We start from the raw sequence: 15,509 nt of genomic DNA on the forward strand, positions 1-15,509 counted from the left end.
CCGGCGGTTGGGGGATGCGCCGGCGGGGGCTCCCGCACAAGGGGGAATCCCGGTGGCCCGGCCCTGTTGGGGGATGGGGCCGGGCACCGGATCTCAGTCTCCCCGGTGACCTGTCGAGTTGCCGCAGGGCCCGCTCCGGCCTACGTTTGCCGGAGCGGACGGAGCCCCGGCCCCGCCTGAGGCGGGCGCTTACTCCGTCCTTATTCGGGCCGTGCGACAAAGGACAGTGCGTCCGGGGTCGAAGACGCCGCTGCCGGTGTGTTGGGGGATGCGCCGGCAGCGGCTTTTTTCTCATCCGGGTCGCTGGGAGCGAAGGGCGAAGTGCGCGTACTGGTGGTGGAGGACGAGCAGGTCCTCGCTGACACGATCGCGGTCGGTCTGCGCCGCGAGTCCATGGCGGTCGACGTGGTGTACGACGGGGACAGCGCCCTGGAGCGGACCGACGTCAACGACTACGACGTGGTCGTCCTCGACCGGGACCTGCCCGGAGTGCACGGCGACGAGGTCGCCCGGGCCCTGGTCGACCGCTCCTACGCGGGGCGGATCCTGATGCTCACCGCCTCCGGCGGCCTGGAGGACCGGGTCGAGGGCCTCACCCTCGGCGCCGACGACTACATGGCCAAGCCGTTCGCCTTCGCCGAGCTGGTCGCCCGGGTCCGGGCGCTGTCCCGGCGCGCGGTCCCGCCGCTGCCGCCGGTGCTCAGCCGCAGCGGGATCACCCTCGACCCGGCCAACCACGTCGTCGAGCGGGACGGCCGGGAGGTGCCGCTCACCCCCAAGGAGTTCGCGGTCCTGGAGGTCCTGATGCGCGCCAACGGCACCGTGGTCAGCGCCGAGGGGCTGCTGGAGAAGGCCTGGGACGAGAACGCCGACCCGTTCACCAACGTCGTCCGGGTCACCGTGATGACGCTGCGCAAGAAGCTCGGCGACCCGCCGGTCATCCAGACCGTCCCCGGGGCGGGGTACCGGCTGTGAGCGCCTCGGCGGGCAAGGGCGCCGACCGGCCCAGGGTCGAGCCGGTCGCCCCGGCCGGCCCGGGCGAGGTGCCGCCCACCCCGCCCGGCGAGACCGGGACCTGGCGCAGGCTCAGCGCCCCGCAGCAGGCCCCCGCCCCGGCGTCCGGGAGCAAGCTGGGCGGCTCGGTCGCCGACGGCCTGCACCGGTTCACCGACAACATGAGCCTGCGCGCCCGGCTCACCCTCATCTACGGGATGCTGTTCTTCGCGGCGGGCTCGCTGCTGGTGCTGCTCAACTACGTCATCGTCGCGGGCGTACTGGACAACCTGCCCTTCCGCAGCAGCAACGGCCAGGAGATGGACCCCTCCGAGGTCGATTTCATCAAGAGCCTGTTCATCGAGGAGCTGCTCGCCCAGCTCACCCGGTTCTCGGTGCTGGCCCTGGCGCTGGTGGGCCTGCTCGCGGTCGGCCTCGGCTACGCGGTGGCCGGCCGGGCGCTCTCCCCGCTGCAGAAGATCACCCGCACCGCGCGCCGGCTCTCCGAGCGCTCGCTGCACGAGCGGATCGCGCTGGGCGGCCCCGACGACGAGATACGCGAGCTCGCCGACACCTTCGACGCGATGCTGGAGCGGCTGGACCGGGCCTTCGACGGGCAGCGCCGGTTCGTCGCCAACGCCTCGCACGAACTGCGCACCCCGCTGGCGATCAACCGGACCCTGCTGGAGGTCGCGCTGAGCGACCCCGAGGCCTCCGCCGACCTGAAGAGCGTCGGCCGCACCCTGCTGGAGACCAACTCCCGGCACGAGCGGCTGATCGACGGGCTGCTCTTCCTCGCCAAGAGCGACCGCGAGCTGGAGGTGCGCACCGCCGTCGACATGGGCGAGGTCGCCGAGACGGTGCTCAGCCAGCACGCCGCCGAGATCGACTCCTCCGGGCTGACCGCCCGCACCGACCTGCGCCCCGCGGCCGTCACCGGCGACCCGGTGCTACTGGAGCGGCTGGTGGGGAACCTGGTGGAGAACGCCCTGCGGTACAACACCGAGGGCGGCGAGATCACCGTGCGCACCGGCATGTACGAGGGCGCCCCCGCGGTGCAGGTGGAGAACTCCGGCCCGGTGGTCCCGGGCTACGAGATCGAGGGGCTGTTCGAGCCGTTCCGCCGGGCCACCGGGAACCGGGTGGCCTCCGGCAAGAGCGCCGGGCTGGGGCTGTCCATCGTCCGCTCGGTGGTGCGCGCGCACGGCGGCACGGTCAGCGCCTGGCCCCGGGCCGGGGGCGGCCTGGTGGTCACCGTCGCCTTCCCCTCCCCCCGCGACTAGAACCGCGGCCGGCCCCGGCGGGGGAGGCCCTCCCGGCCCGGCGGCCCCGGCGCCGCGGGGGCGGCGGAGCGCTCCGGCGGGGCCGCGGCGCCGAGATCACCGGGGAGGCGCGCACCGGTGCGCCGGGCCGGGCTGCACCGGCCCTGCTTCCGTGATATCTATACGTGTCCGACGACACGGCCACCCCTGGTCCCGGCGGGTCTGCGGGGTGGGTATGCTCTCCCGGGCGTGAACGCGGAGGGAACACCTCATTGCGCGAGCGTTTCCACTCTCACCTCGAACATCGCACCGATCCGCGGCCCGTGTGCGCACGCGGGGGAACCCGCGGGGAGGAATGGGTCGAGACCCTTCCGATGTTGGGTAGCAAGAGTGGAACGGGGAGCGGGCCGCTCACGGGCGCGCGGAGCGCGGCCGGGTCCGGCCAACCTGGGTCGCCACCCGGTGTGAGGACACTCGGGAGGGGTCACAGTCCTCTTACGCCGCCAAGGTTTTCCGGCCGACCGGGCACAAGATCCGACTCTCGCGCGTTACACCCGCGCGACGAGGCACAGAACGAGGGGGATGGAGCAAGCAGATGGCGACCGACTACGACAGCCCGCGCAAGACCGACGAGGACATGAACGAGGACAGCCTGCAGGAGCTGCAGGCGCGGCGCGTCGACAAGGGCACCGGCACCATCGACGTGGACCCCGACGAGGTCGCCGAGGGGATGGAGCTCCCCGGCGCCGACCTGTCGGGCGAGGAGCTGGCCGTCCGGGTGCTTCCGCGCCAGGCCGACGAGTTCACCTGCTCGCGCTGCTTCCTGGTGCACCACCGCAGCCAGCTCGCTGAGGAGCGGAAGGGCCAGCTCGTCTGCAAGGAGTGCGCCTGAGACGGGCGGGCCTCCTCCTCAGCGCTTCGCCGGTCGGCGCACCATTGATCCCGGATGCGCTCCCTTCGGGGGGCGCATCTTCCTTTTCCGGGGCGCCGCGCCCCGGAAGGCCGGACCCGGCCTGAGCGGAATTCCCGCCGCGGGCCCGGCGTTCCCCGGCCAGGAGGGCGGGGCGCACCCCCGCGGCCCCGAGCCCGCCCCGACCACGAGGAGGCCCATGTCCGCAGGAACCGCACCGGAGCCCGACCCGGGCGCCCCCGGGACCGATCTCGTCCCGGCCGAGCGGGAGGACGTCGGCGACCTCGTCGGCCGGATCGTCTCCGAGGAGGGGGAGGACCCCAGGCGCCGCGCCGGACTGGTCGCCCGGCTGGCCAAGGCCCTGGCCGGCAGCGCCAGGGCGGCCGGGGTGAAGAGCGCCGCCGGCGGGCGCTGGCTGGCCGACACCTTCGCCGAGGAGATCGCCCCGCGCATCCCGGTCCGCGACCGCGAGACGCTGATCCGGCACCACAAGGGGCTGACCGGCGAGGAGCTCGCCGACACCCTGGTGCGCAACGCCGCGCACGCCACCACCACGGTCGGCGCCGCCGGCGGGGCGCTGGCCGCGGTCCAGTTCACCGCGCCCCCGCTGCTGCTCACCGCCCCCGCCCAGCTGGTCGCCGAGACGCTGGTGGTGGCCGCGATCGAGGTCAAGCTCATCGCCGAGCTGCACGAGGTCTACGGGACGCCCCTCCCGGGCGGCGGGCTCCGCCGGACCACCGGGTACGTGACCGCCTGGGCGCACCGGCGGGGCATCGACCCGCTCCAGGCGGGCCAGTCGCTCACCGTGATGCTCGGCGCCGCGGCCAAGGCGGCGCTGCGCAAGCGCCTGATGCTGCTGCTGGGGCGGCACCTGACCACGCTGGGCCCCTACCTCACCGGCGCGCTGGCCGGCGGGACGCTGAACCGCACCGCCACCCTGGCGCTGGGCCGCGCGATCCGCGGCGACCTGGCGCCCGCCGCGGTCCGGGCCGCGGAGGAGAAGGGGCGCCGGGGGCTGGGCCGCGGCGCCTGACGCGGCCGCGCCGCAGGCCGCGCCCGGCCCCCTCCGCTCAGCCCTCTTCGAGGATGGGCGCGTTGCCGGGGTGGGCCGGGAGCAGCCGCCGGTGCGCGGCGCGCACCGCCAGCACCCGGGCCACCTCCATGCCGACGCCGGTCAGCACCGCCCAGCCGAGCGCCTCGCCCAGCCCGACGTCGAGCGACTCCGGGTCGGTCGGCGGCTCCTTGCCCGTGGTCTGGGTCCAGGCGAAGGTGAGCGCCTTGCGCGCGACGTAGCCCGCCGCCAGCGCGGCGACGCCCCCGACGATCGTGGCGGTCAGGTCGCCGTCTTTCTTGGACATCGGATACCGGTCGCTTCCGTTCTCGTCCCCCTCCGCGCCCGGGCGGGCGGGGAGGGGCCGGATGTTGGGGTTCCCACGGCGGAGGCCGCCGTGGGCCCATCCTGCCACGGCCGCCCCGGGAGGGCCCGCCGCGGCCGCCCCGGCGCCGTGCCGGACCCCGCCCCGGGCCCTGCGCCGTACCTTGCGAAAGGCGGGAGCGAGCAGGCGCCCGATGCCAATACCATTGCCCCTATGACCAACCGCGATCGTTCCTTCCGCGTTCCCGACAAGCCTTCGCTCGACGGCATCGAGGCGAAATGGGTCGACGTATGGGACGAGTCCGGCGTCTACCGTTTCGACCGCACCAAGACCCGCGACGAGATCTACTCCATCGACACCCCCCCGCCGACGGTCTCGGGCTCGCTGCACATCGGCCACGCCTTCTCCTACACCCACACCGACCTGGTCGCCCGCTACCAGCGAATGCGCGGCAAGACCGTGTTCTACCCGATGGGCTGGGACGACAACGGCCTGCCCACCGAGCGCCGGGTGCAGAACTACTACGGCGTCCGCTGCGATCCGTCGATCCCCTACGACCCGGACTTCTCCCCGCCCGCCAAGCCCGACCCCAAGCGCCAGGTCCCCGTCTCCCGGCGGAACTTCATCGAGCTGTGCGAGCGGCTCACCGCCGAGGACGAGAAGGTCTTCGAGGGCGTGTGGCGCCGGCTGGGGCTCAGCGTCGACTGGAGCCACACCTACGCCACCATCGACGACGGCTCCCGCGCCGCGGCGCAGCGCGCCTTCCTGCGCAACCTCAAGCGCGGCGAGGCCTACATGGCCGAGGCGCCCACCCTGTGGGACGTCACCTTCCGCACCGCGGTGGCCCAGGCCGAGCTGGAGGACCGGGAGCGCACCGGCGCCTACCACAAGATCGCGTTCCACCGCGACGGCGGCGAGCCGGTGCACATCGAGACCACCCGCCCCGAGCTGATCGCGGCCTGCGTCGCCCTGGTCGCCCACCCCGACGACGAGCGCTACGCCGACCTGTTCGGCAGCACCGTGCGCTCCCCGGTCTTCGGCGTCGAGGTCCCGGTCAAGGCCCACCGGCTGGCCGAGCCGGACAAGGGCACCGGCATCGCGATGATCTGCACCTTCGGCGACATCACCGACGTCACCTGGTGGCGCGAGCTGCAGCTGCCCACCCGCCCGATCGTCGGCTGGGACGGCCGGATCATCGCCGACCCGCCGCCCGGCGTGGACTCCGAGGCCGCCCGCGAGGCCTACGCGAAGCTGGCCGGGGCCACCGTGCACACCGCCCGCGAGCGCATGGTGGAGCTGCTGCGCGCCTCCGGCGACATGGTCGGCGACCCGGTGCCCACCACCCGCCCGGTGAAGTTCTACGAGAAGGGCGACAAGCCGCTCGAGGTCGTCACCACCCGGCAGTGGTACATCCGCAACGGCGGCCGGGACGCCGAGATCCGGGACCGCCTGCTGGCCCGCGGCCGCGAGCTGCAGTGGCACCCGGGGCACATGCGCACCCGCTACGAGCACTGGGTGGAGGGCCTCAACAGCGACTGGCTGATCAGCCGCCAGCGCTTCTTCGGCGTGCCCTTCCCGGTCTGGTATCCGCTCGACGAGGCCGGCAACCCGCGCTACGACGACCCGATCCTGCCGGAGGAGTCGGCGCTGCCGATCGACCCCAGCTCCCAGGCGCCCGCCGGGTACACCGAGGAGCGGCGCGGCGAGCCCGGCGGCTTCATCGGCGACCCGGACGTGATGGACACCTGGGCGACCTCCTCGCTCTCCCCGCAGATCGCCGGCGGCTGGGAGCGCGACGAGGACCTGTTCTCCCGGGTCTTCCCGATGGACCTGCGCCCCCAGGGCCAGGACATCATCCGCACCTGGCTGTTCTCCACCGTGGTCCGGGCCGACCTGGAGAACGGCACCCTGCCCTGGCGGACCACCGCCATCTCCGGGTGGATCCTCGACCCGGACCGGAAGAAGATGTCCAAGTCCAAGGGGAACGTCGTCACCCCGCTGGACCTGCTGGAGCGGTACAGCTCCGACGCGATCCGGTACTGGGCGGCCAGCGGCCGGCTCGGCACCGACACCGCGCTGGACGAGGGTCAGATGAAGGTCGGCCGCCGGCTCTCCATCAAGATCCTCAACGCCAGCAAGTTCGCGCTGTCGGTGGCCGGCGAGAACGCCTCGGAGGACCCGGCCGCGGTCACCCGCCCGCTGGACCGGGCGATGCTGGCCGCGCTGGCCGACACCGTCGAGGACGCCACCGCCGCCTTCGAGGCCTACGACCACACCCGGGCCCTGGAGCGGACCGAGCGGTTCTTCTGGGAGTTCTGCGACGACTACCTGGAGCTGGTCAAGGCCCGCGCCTACGACGCCGACTCCGCCGACGGGGCCTCGGCCCGCACCTCGCTGCTGATCGCCCTGTCGGTGCTGCAGCGGCTGTTCGCGCCGTTCCTGCCGTTCGTCGCCGAAGAGGTCTGGTCCTGGTGGCGCGAGGGCTCGGTGCACGCCGCCCGGTGGCCGGAGGCCGCCGAGGTGCGCGCCGCCGCGCAGGGCGGCGACCCGGGCGTGCTCGCCGCCGCCTCCGAGGTGCTGCGCGCCGTCCGCAAGGCCAAGTCCGAGGCCAAGCTCTCCATGCGGGCCGAGGTGGCCGCCGTGGTGGTCCGGGGCAAGAACGCCGGCGCGGCCGGGGTCGCCGAGGGCGACATCGCCGCCGCCGGCCGGGCCGCCTCGCTGGAGTTCCACCCCGGCGACGAGACCGAGCTGGCCGTCGAGGTGACCCTGCCCGAGGCCGCCGAGTAGCGGGCCCGGCGCGGCGGCGCCCTCCTCGGACGGGAGGGCGCCGCCGCGGGGTCGGCCGCGTCGGCGCCCTGCAGTAGGCTCGGCGGATGTGAGAAGTGAAGCATCCGGCACCGCCGGCGGCGCCCCCGCAGACGACGGCGCCCCGGTCGACGTGCTCATCCGCCGCCTCGACCCCGACCTGCCGCCGCCGGGCTACGCCCACCCCGGCGACGCCGGCGCCGACCTGGTCAGCGCCGAGGACGTCGAGCTCGCCCCCGGACGCCGCGCCACGGTGCGCACCGGGCTGGCCATCGCCCTGCCCGAGGGGTACGCGGGCTTCGTGCACCCCCGCTCCGGCCTGGCCGCGCGGTGCGGGGTGACCCTGGTCAACGCCCCCGGGACGATCGACGCCGGCTACCGCGGCGAGATCCGGGTGACCCTGCTCAACACCGACCCGGACACCCCGGTCAAGCTCGCCCGGGGCGACCGGATCGCGCAGCTGGTGGTGCAGCGGGTGGAGCGGGTGCGCTTCGTCGAGGCCGAGGAGCTGCCGGAGTCGGTGCGCGGCAGCGGAGGGTTCGGCTCCACCGGCGGTTTCGGCGACAGATGACGGTGACGCCCCCGGCGATCCACGCCGGGGGCCGGCAAGCGGGAGAGGTGTGAGGCGTGTTCGGACGCCGAGGCAAGAAGAGCGAGAAGAAGAGCGCCGCCGAGGCCGTGGAGGAGACGCCGCTCGCCCGCGCCCGGGCGGAGGAGCCGGCCAAGGAGGCCGACCGGCACCGCGCCCTGGGCCCCTGGGACGCCTCCGAGGACGTTCCCGAGTACCCCAGGGTCGACCTGGGGTGCCTGCGCGTTCCGGTGGGTGAGCGGACCCAGATCCGGTTCGACATGATGCGCAACGAGCAGATCGTCGGCGTCACCCTGATCAACGACACCTCCGCGGTGCAGGTGCAGGCGTTCGCCGCGCCCAAGACCAGCGGGCTCTGGGACGAGCTCCGCGAGGAGCTGCGCGAGCAGGTCACCGGCCAGGGCGGCAAGGTCGAGGACTTCGACGGCACCTTCGGACCCGAGCTGCGCGCCCTGGTCCCGGTCGAGGGGCGCACCACCGAGGACGGCCGCCAGCTCGGCCAGCGGATGCGCTTCATCGGGGTGGACGGTCCGCGGTGGGTGCTGCGCGGCGTCATCCGGGGCGAGGGCGCGGTCAAGCCCGAGGTGATGGCCCAGGTCGAGGAGGTCTTCCAGAAGATCGTGGTGGTCCGCGGCGACGAGCCGGTCCCGCCGCGGGAGATGCTCAAGATCGTGGTGCCCAAGGAGATCCAGGAGCAGATCAAGGCCCAGCGCGCCCAGCAGGCCGCGCAGCGCAAGGCCGCCCAGGAGGCGCCCGGCGAGGGGGAGGCGCCCGGGGAGGGCACCGCCGCCCCGGAGGCCGACTCCGCGGAGCAGGACCGCACCGCCCCGCCCGCCTCCTGACCCTCCGGCCGGCGCCCTTGCTCCCATCGGCCCCGGCGGCCGCTCCGCCCCGCACTCCACCCGGCCGGAGCCGCCGCCGGGGCCGTGTTCTCCTTCGCGCCGGCCGGCCTTCCCGCTCGTGGGCGATGCGGGATCGCCCTCGTCAGGCCGGACGACCGCGAAGGCGCCGCCGCGCTGCCGGCGGCGGAGAGCGGCTACTCGGCCGGGCCCGGGTCCTCGGGGGCGGTGATCGCGCCGAGGAACAGCGCGGCGGAGCGGCGGCGCAGCACGAAGGCGAACGGCCGGTCGGCGGTGAACACTCTGGGCGGCTTCGGCGGGACCAGCGACATGGTGCGCATGACGACGGCGGTGGCCGCCGCCCCCTCGGCGCCGCGCTCGTCCACCCGGAGCAGCGCCTGGTGCACGACCTCGTCGACGAGCAGGCGGCGGTCGGCGATCCCGCTCAGGTCCGCGTCGGAGGTGAAGAGGGTGCGCACCCCGGTGGCGGCGAGGACGCCGGAGAGCATCGCCCGGGAGGAGATCTCGAACCGGGGCAGGGAGAGGCGCACCTCCTCGGTGGAGCGCGCGGAGTACAGGCCGGACAGCGCCTCGGCGGTGAGCGCGGGCAGCGGGGCGCCGCCCTCCTCCGGCGGCAGCAGCACGTCCAGGGCGAGGTCGTGCTCGCTGCCCAGGGTCACCATGGCCCACCCGCCGGCCTCCGCGTAGGGCATCCGGCCCTGGCGGTGCATCATCGCCGCCTGCACCGCGCCGCCGGGGGAGCGGAACGGGTGCGGGGAGGTCTGCGCCGGGTCGAACGGGTCGGTCCACAGCAGCCGCACCCACAGCGCGTTGAGCAGCAGCGCCTGGGTGGCGGTGGTGATGTCGCCGGCGCGGAGCAGGTCGGTGATGAGTCCGTGGGTCGCCTCGGCCACCTCGGCGTTGGCGGCCTTGCGCACCCCCTCGGGGTCGCCGGCGAAGTCGGCGGTGCGCACCGACGCCGAGCGGCGCGCGGCGACCGCGCGCTCGAAGCCGGGGTCGACCCGCAGGTCCTCGCGGGCCCACAGGGAGGTGGCGGTCTCCAGCTCCGGGCCGCCCGCGCCGTCCGGGGCCACCGCCTCCTCCAGGGTGCGCAGGTGGGCGCCGAGGTCGCGGCCGAGCAGCCCTTCCAGCTCGGTGCGGGTGGCGCCGCGCGCGCCGGTGGCGACCAGGCCGAGCGCCTCGCCCACCGAGTAGGGCGACCAGACGTGCGACTCGCCGCCGCGCAGGCCGGCGTCCAGGGCCAGGGCGAACGCCAGGTGGTCGGGGTGGAGCGGCGGGCGTCGGCGCATGGCGGCCTCCAAGCGGGGTCGGGGCGGCCGGGCGCCGGACGGCCTCCGGCCGGGTCTGCGGCCAGGGTAGGCGGAGCGCCGGACGGGTGCCAGTGCGGGCCCGGCGCCTAACCTGGAACTCAGAGCGGGCGGCGGGGCGTTGCCCTAGGGTGGTGTCCGCGAAGAGCACGGCCAGGACGGGCGGGGACGGTATGACCGAGCGGCAGCGGGCGGCGGAGGAGACCGGCGCGGCGGAGGGCGGAGCCCCGGCCGAGCGCGAGGAGGTCTCCGAGCGCACGGTGGAGGCCGTGGTCCGCGCTCAGCTCGCCAAGGCGCTCGGCGGCAAGCGCGGCATGGTCGAGGCGGCGGTGCCCACGATCGGCTTCACCGTCTCCTACCTGGTCATGCAGAACCTCCAGCTGGCGCTGGGGGTGGGCGTCGGCGCCGCGCTGGTGCTGGCGGCGGTCCGCCTGGCGCAGCGCTCCTCGGTGCAGTTCGTCTTCAACAGCCTGTTCGGCATCGCCATCGCCGCGGTGTTCGCGCTGCGCAGCGGCGACGCCGAGGACTTCGCGCTGCCCGGCATCATCTACAACGCGGTCTACGCCGCGGTGCTCACCCTGAGCATCCTGGTCCGCTGGCCCGCGATCGGCCTGCTCATCGGCGCGGTCACCGGCGACCCGACGGGGTGGCGGTCCGACCCGGCGGTGGTCCGGCTCAGCTCCCGGCTGACCTGGCTGCTGGTGCTGCCCTGCGTGGTGCGGGTCGCGGTGCAGCTGCCGCTGTGGGCCGCGGAGAAGTACGACATCGCCTCCACCTTCGCCTTCCTCGGCATCGCCAAGATCGCGATGGGCTGGCCGCTCCAGGTGGCCGCGCTGGCCGCCATGGTCTGGATCCTGGCCCGCGGCAAGACGCCGATGGCCGACGGCGCCGGGCCGGCGGACCCGTCCGAGGAGGATCCCGGCGCCGACCGGCGCACCCCGCCGGCGAACTGAGGTCCCGGCCGGCGGACCGGGGGTTCCGCCACTGAGGGGCCTGCCTCTGCGGGGCCCGCCCTGCTCTGCCCTGTCCTGCTCCGCCTCTGCGCCTCGGCGGCCGCTCCGCCGGGGCGGCGGGCGCGTGCGGCCGGTCGGCCGGGGCCGACCGGCCGGAGACTCCGGCGCCCCCTGAGCCGGGCGAACACGGACGATGAGGGTGGGGGAGCGGACCCGCGCACCTCGGCGCCGCCCCGGCGACCCCTGCGACATGGGGGCGCGGACAAGGGGCGCGCGGGCCGCGAGGCCTCCGGCGGAGAGCCGGCGCGCAGGGCAGGGCCCTCTCCCGCCGGTGCGGGGCCGATGAGGCGGGGCCGCTCCGGCCCGGTGGCGGGCCGGAGCGGTGGTCAGCCGGCGGAGGGCCGCGGGTCGAGCAGGGAGCCGAGCTCCTCGGCGGAGTCCACGCCGCCGAGGAAGACCAGGTCGTCCCCTGGGCGCAGCGCGGTCGCCGGGTCGGGCGGGGCGGCCCGGCCGTCGCGGACCACGGCGACCAGCACCACCCCGTCGGGCAGCGCCGGGGTCAGCTCGGCGACGGCCGTCCCGGAGTGCGGGGACCCCTCGGTCAGGGTGAACTCCAGCAGGTCGGTCTCGGCGGCGGACCCCGGGGGGAGCGCACCGCCGTCCGAACCGTCGCCGGCGGCGCGGGCGGCCGGGCCCCCGTCCACCAGCCCGGCGATCAGCCGCGGCGGGGAGACCGCCTCGTCCACCCCCCACGCCTCGGTGAACAGCCACTCGTCCCGCGGGTCGTTGATCCGGGCGATCACCCGGTCCACGCCGAACTCGCGCTTGGCCAGCAGCGAGAAGACCAGATTGACCTTGTCGTCGCCGCTGGCGGCGATGGCGACGTCGAAGTCCTCCAGCCGGGCGCTGTCCAGCGAGGCCAGCTCGCAGGCGTCGGCCAGCAGCCACTCGGCGTCGGGTAGCGCGTCCACATCGATGGAGCGCGCGCTCCGGTCGATCAGCAGCACCTCGTGGCCGCTGCCGCACAGCTCGGCGGCGATGGAGCGCCCCACGGCGCCGGCCCCCGCGATCGCGATCCGCATCTCAGTCCTCCCGCTCTTCGCCCTGGTCCGGCGCGTTCAGCCGGGCCTGCACCGACTCCAGGTCGCCGACGCGGGCGAGGATGTGCAGCACATCGCCGGCGCGCAGTGCCTCATCGCCCCGCGGGAGCAGGATCTCGCCGCCGCGCACCAGATAGGCGACGCGCAGCGGCAGCGCCGCCTCCAGCTGCTCGATGCGCCGGTCCCGCCAGGCGGCGGGCAGCGGGGCCTCGGTCATGGTGAGGCTGCCCGACGGGTCGCGCCAGAGCGGCCCCAGGCCGAGCCCGTCGGAGCCGGGCACCAGGCGGCGCAGGACGGTCTCGGCGGTCCAGTGCACGGTGCCCACGGTCGGGATGCCCAGCCGCTGGTAGACCTGGGCCCGCCGGGGGTCGTAGATGCGCGCCACGACGTGCTTGACGCCGAACGTCTCCAGGGCCACCCGGGCCGCGATGATGTTGGAGTTGTCGCCGCTGCTCACCGCGGCGAACGCGGACGCCGACTCGATGCCCGCCTTGACCAGCACCTCCCGGTCGTGCCCGAGGCCGCGCACCGCGGCCGAGGCGGTGGAGGGGCGCAGCCGCCGGAAGGCGTCCGGGTCGCGGTCGATCACCGCGACGGTGTGCCCCGCGTCCTCCAGGGCGTGCGCGAGGGTGGACCCCACCCGTCCGCAGCCCAGAATCACGATGTGCATGCTCGTGCTCGCTCCTGACCTCGCGTCCTACGGGGGAGGGGCCGTACCGGGGAAGGGCTGCTGCCCGGGCGGGCCGGCGGCGCTCCCCAGCCGACGGTACACCCGCGCCCGCCGCCCGCGCTCGGCGGCGGGGAAGGCGGTCCGGCAGGGCCGGGCGGTGGGCCGGGTCGGCTAGAGTTGCCGCAGATGGGCGGTGGCTTGTGCCGGGTCACCCATAGCGATGCCCGAACGATTCCCGCCTTCCGGAGGTAGCCCGCCATGTCCGTTGCCCGAACCATGCCCGAGATCGGTGCCCGCATCGAACTGCGCGTCGAGGGGGTGGCGCACGGCGGCTGGTGCGTCGGCCGCGACGGCGACCTGGTCGTGTTCGTCCGGCACACGCTTCCGGGCGAGCGGGTGATCGCGCAGGTCACCGAGCGCACCAAGCGGTTCCTGCGGGCCGACGCGGTGGAGGTCCTGGAGGCCTCGCCGGACCGGGTCGAGGCGCCCTGCCGGTTCGCCGGACCGGGCCGCTGCGGCGGCTGCGACTGGCAGCACGCCTCCCTGGAGGCACAGCGCCGGATGAAGGGCGAGGTCGTCGCCGAGCAGCTGCGCCGGATCGCCGGCATCGACCGAGAGGTCGCGGTGGAGGAGCTCCCCGGCACCCCCGACGGCCTCGGCTGGCGGACCCGGGTCCGCTACGGGGTGGACGCCGAGGGCAGGGCGGGGCTGCGCCGGCACCGCTCGCACGAGCTGGAGCACGTCGACACCTGTGTGATCGCCCACCCCGAGGTGGAGCGGCTCGGCGTGACCCGGCTGCCCTGGCCGGGCGTCTCCGAGGTGGAGGCGGTCGCGTCGGGCAGCGGCGGGGACCGCGCGGTGATCGCCGCGCCGAGCGGCAAGCGGCTGCCGGCGCTGCCCCGGCCGGAGGCCTCGGCGGCGGTGCTCCGCCGCCTCAAGGGCGGCCGCACCCAGGCGGTCCGCGGCCGAAAGGGGATCCGCGAGTACGTGTCCGGGCGCGAGTACCGGGTGGCCGCGGGCGGCTTCTGGCAGGTGCACCCGGCGGCGGCGGAGACGCTGACCGCCGCGGTGCTGGAGGCGCTCGCCCCCGAGCCCGGCCAGACCGCGCTGGACCTGTACTGCGGCGCCGGGCTGTTCGCCGGGGCGCTGGCCGAGGCGGTCGGTGAGGACGGGCGCGTGATGGGCGTCGAGGGCCAGCACGAGGCGGTCCGCGACGCCGCGCACAACCTGCGCGACCTGCCCCAGGTGCGGATCGAGGGCGGCGACGTCGCCGCCCAGCTGCGCGAGTGGTCCGACCTGCGCGCCGACATCGCGGTCCTGGACCCGCCGCGGGCCGGCGCCGGCCCCGAGGTGGTCTCCGCCCTCACCGCCATGCGCCTGCGCCGCATCGCCTACGTCTCCTGCGACCCGGCCACCCTGGCCCGAGACATCGCGGCCTTCGCCGAGGCCGGCTTCCGCCTGGAGAACCTCCGCGCCTTCGACGCCTTCCCGATGACCCACCACGTGGAGTGCCTGGCACTGCTGGTCAAGGCCTAGCCCTCGGGGGCCGACCGACCGGCTGGTCGGTCGGGCGGGCACCCCGGCCGGGCGCGGCACCTCACGGGGTTGAGCTTAAAGCGGGCAGCGACGGCGGGAGAGGGACCGGCCGGTCGGTCGGGCGCGGCGCCCCGCGAAGCGAAGGTTCAAGCGGGCGGCGAAGGCGGCGGTGGGCACCGGCCGGTCGGTCCGGCGCGGCGCCTCACGGGGTGACGGCTCAAACAGGCGGCGACGGCCAAGGTAGGGGCGGGGCCGGGCGCCTCACCCGGGCGCGGTGCCTCGCGGGGCAAGGGTTCAAGCAGGCGGCGAGGGCGGGGAGGGGGACCGGCCGGTCGGTCGGGTGCAGCGCCCCGCGAAGCGAAGGTTCAAGCGGGCGGCGACGGCAGCGGCAGGGGCGGGGCGCAGGCGATCGCCCGGGCGCGGGCCCCACGGGGCGGGAGTTCAAGCGGGCGGCGACGGCAGCGGGTGGGGACCGGCTGGTCGGTCGGGTGCAGCAGAGCAGGGTGGGGCGGGCGGGGAGGGCAGGGGGTGGCGGGTTCGCCGTTTCCGCGTCGCCCGGGCGCCGTTGCCGGTTGCCCCTGAAACCGCCGCACCTCTCTGACCTGGGTGAATACGCAGGGTGATGGCGGGGTGGGGTGCCCTGCGCGCCGCGAGAGCACCCCGGTGATTCCTGGGTGCGCATCCCGGCCTGGATCGGCCCCCGAGGGGCTGAATCGCCTTGTTCGGGCCGGTGTTCGGGGGTTCGAGCCGCCCGCAAGGCCGCAAAACAGGCGGCCGGAACCCGGGAAGAGTAGGGGCGGGGGCGAGATGCCGCTTTTGCCCTGCAGGGAGGGCCTGCCTTGGCCACTCCGAGTAACCGGAGAGGGGGTGGCGGGGGCTTCGAGGCTTACTACTCGCTGGTAGATGTAATCGGGGTGCTCTCGCGGTGCGCAGGGCGCTCCCACCCCCGCTTGCTCCCCGCCGCAAACCGGGCATATATGGATAAGGCCCCCTGGTGGACCCGGGCGGGCGGGCCGACCCGCGCCGCCGGGGCGCCGCCCCCGCCGGGAGCACGCGCCGGGCCCGGCCGGCGAACGCGGCGCCCAACCCGCTCCCGCCCTCGCCGCCCGTTTGAACCCCGGCCCCGCGAGACGCCGCGCTCGGGCGAC

At 75.4% G+C, this 15,509-nt stretch carries 13 protein-coding genes; 9 read left to right on the forward strand and 4 right to left on the reverse strand.

Annotated elements, in window-relative coordinates:
• Positions 1–321 precede the first annotated feature (321 nt).
• The 4 genes from D459_RS0114790 (at position 322) to D459_RS0114805 (ending at position 4,198) form a co-directional block, all read left to right on the forward strand.
• The gene (locus tag D459_RS0114790) at positions 322–975 is read left to right on the forward strand and encodes a response regulator transcription factor (RefSeq protein ID WP_017593791.1); all 654 of its coding nucleotides are present in this window, start codon (positions 322–324) and stop codon (positions 973–975) included.
• The gene (locus tag D459_RS0114795) at positions 972–2,276 is read left to right on the forward strand and encodes a sensor histidine kinase (RefSeq protein WP_017593792.1); all 1,305 of its coding nucleotides are present in this window, start codon (positions 972–974) and stop codon (positions 2,274–2,276) included. Before D459_RS0114790 ends, D459_RS0114795 begins: the two co-directional genes overlap by 4 nt.
• Positions 2,277–2,850: 574 nt before the next feature.
• The gene (locus D459_RS0114800) at positions 2,851–3,147 is read left to right on the forward strand and encodes a DUF4193 domain-containing protein (protein ID WP_017593793.1); all 297 of its coding nucleotides are present in this window, start codon (positions 2,851–2,853) and stop codon (positions 3,145–3,147) included.
• Between the two features lie 217 nt (positions 3,148–3,364).
• Positions 3,365–4,198, forward strand: a complete 834-nt coding sequence (locus tag D459_RS0114805; protein WP_017593794.1) for a hypothetical protein — start codon at positions 3,365–3,367, stop codon at positions 4,196–4,198.
• A gap of 37 nt (positions 4,199–4,235) precedes the next feature.
• Here D459_RS0114805 and D459_RS0114810 read toward each other — a convergent pair whose 3' ends face one another.
• Entirely contained in the window at positions 4,236–4,523 is a 288-nt protein-coding gene (locus tag D459_RS0114810) for a DUF4235 domain-containing protein (RefSeq protein WP_017593795.1), read from the reverse strand.
• A gap of 231 nt (positions 4,524–4,754) precedes the next feature.
• Here D459_RS0114810 and valS point away from each other — a divergent pair, with 231 nt between their 5' ends.
• The 3 genes from valS to D459_RS0114825 all read left to right on the forward strand — a co-directional run bounded on the left by valS (position 4,755) and on the right by D459_RS0114825 (position 8,777).
• Entirely contained in the window at positions 4,755–7,328 is a 2,574-nt protein-coding gene (valS, locus tag D459_RS0114815) for a valine--tRNA ligase (protein WP_017593796.1), read from the forward strand.
• 151 nt (positions 7,329–7,479) lie between these two features.
• Entirely contained in the window at positions 7,480–7,917 is a 438-nt protein-coding gene (gene dut / locus D459_RS0114820) for a dUTP diphosphatase (protein ID WP_026120406.1), read from the forward strand.
• A 56-nt stretch (positions 7,918–7,973) separates the two neighbouring features.
• Positions 7,974–8,777, forward strand: a complete 804-nt coding sequence (locus tag D459_RS0114825; protein ID WP_017593798.1) for a DUF3710 domain-containing protein — start codon at positions 7,974–7,976, stop codon at positions 8,775–8,777.
• 194 nt (positions 8,778–8,971) lie between these two features.
• On the opposite strand, the gene D459_RS0114830 is transcribed toward D459_RS0114825, so the two are convergent.
• Complete coding sequence (locus D459_RS0114830; protein ID WP_017593799.1) at positions 8,972–10,084, reverse strand: serpin family protein; 1,113 nt, start codon at positions 10,082–10,084, stop codon at positions 8,972–8,974.
• Between the two features lie 191 nt (positions 10,085–10,275).
• Here D459_RS0114830 and D459_RS31670 point away from each other — a divergent pair, with 191 nt between their 5' ends.
• Positions 10,276–11,055, forward strand: coding sequence for a DUF3159 domain-containing protein (locus D459_RS31670; RefSeq protein ID WP_017593800.1), 780 nt, complete (start codon positions 10,276–10,278; stop codon positions 11,053–11,055).
• A gap of 386 nt (positions 11,056–11,441) precedes the next feature.
• Here the strand turns inward: D459_RS31670 and D459_RS0114840 are convergent, their stop codons facing one another.
• Both D459_RS0114840 and D459_RS0114845 read right to left on the reverse strand, forming a co-directional pair.
• Positions 11,442–12,137, reverse strand: a complete 696-nt coding sequence (locus D459_RS0114840) for a potassium channel family protein (protein WP_017593801.1) — start codon at positions 12,135–12,137, stop codon at positions 11,442–11,444.
• A gap of 1 nt (position 12,138) precedes the next feature.
• On the reverse strand, positions 12,139–12,825 hold the full coding sequence (locus D459_RS0114845) for a potassium channel family protein (protein WP_017593802.1): 687 nt from the start codon (positions 12,823–12,825) through the stop codon (positions 12,139–12,141).
• A 258-nt stretch (positions 12,826–13,083) separates the two neighbouring features.
• Between D459_RS0114845 and D459_RS0114850 the strand changes: the two genes are divergently transcribed.
• The gene (locus D459_RS0114850) at positions 13,084–14,361 is read left to right on the forward strand and encodes a class I SAM-dependent RNA methyltransferase (RefSeq protein WP_394296695.1); all 1,278 of its coding nucleotides are present in this window, start codon (positions 13,084–13,086) and stop codon (positions 14,359–14,361) included.
• Positions 14,362–15,509: the final 1,148 nt, after the last annotated feature.

The organism is Nocardiopsis potens DSM 45234 (genome assembly GCF_000341105.1).
In the GTDB taxonomy this organism is placed as follows: domain Bacteria; phylum Actinomycetota; class Actinomycetes; order Streptosporangiales; family Streptosporangiaceae; genus Nocardiopsis_A; species Nocardiopsis_A potens.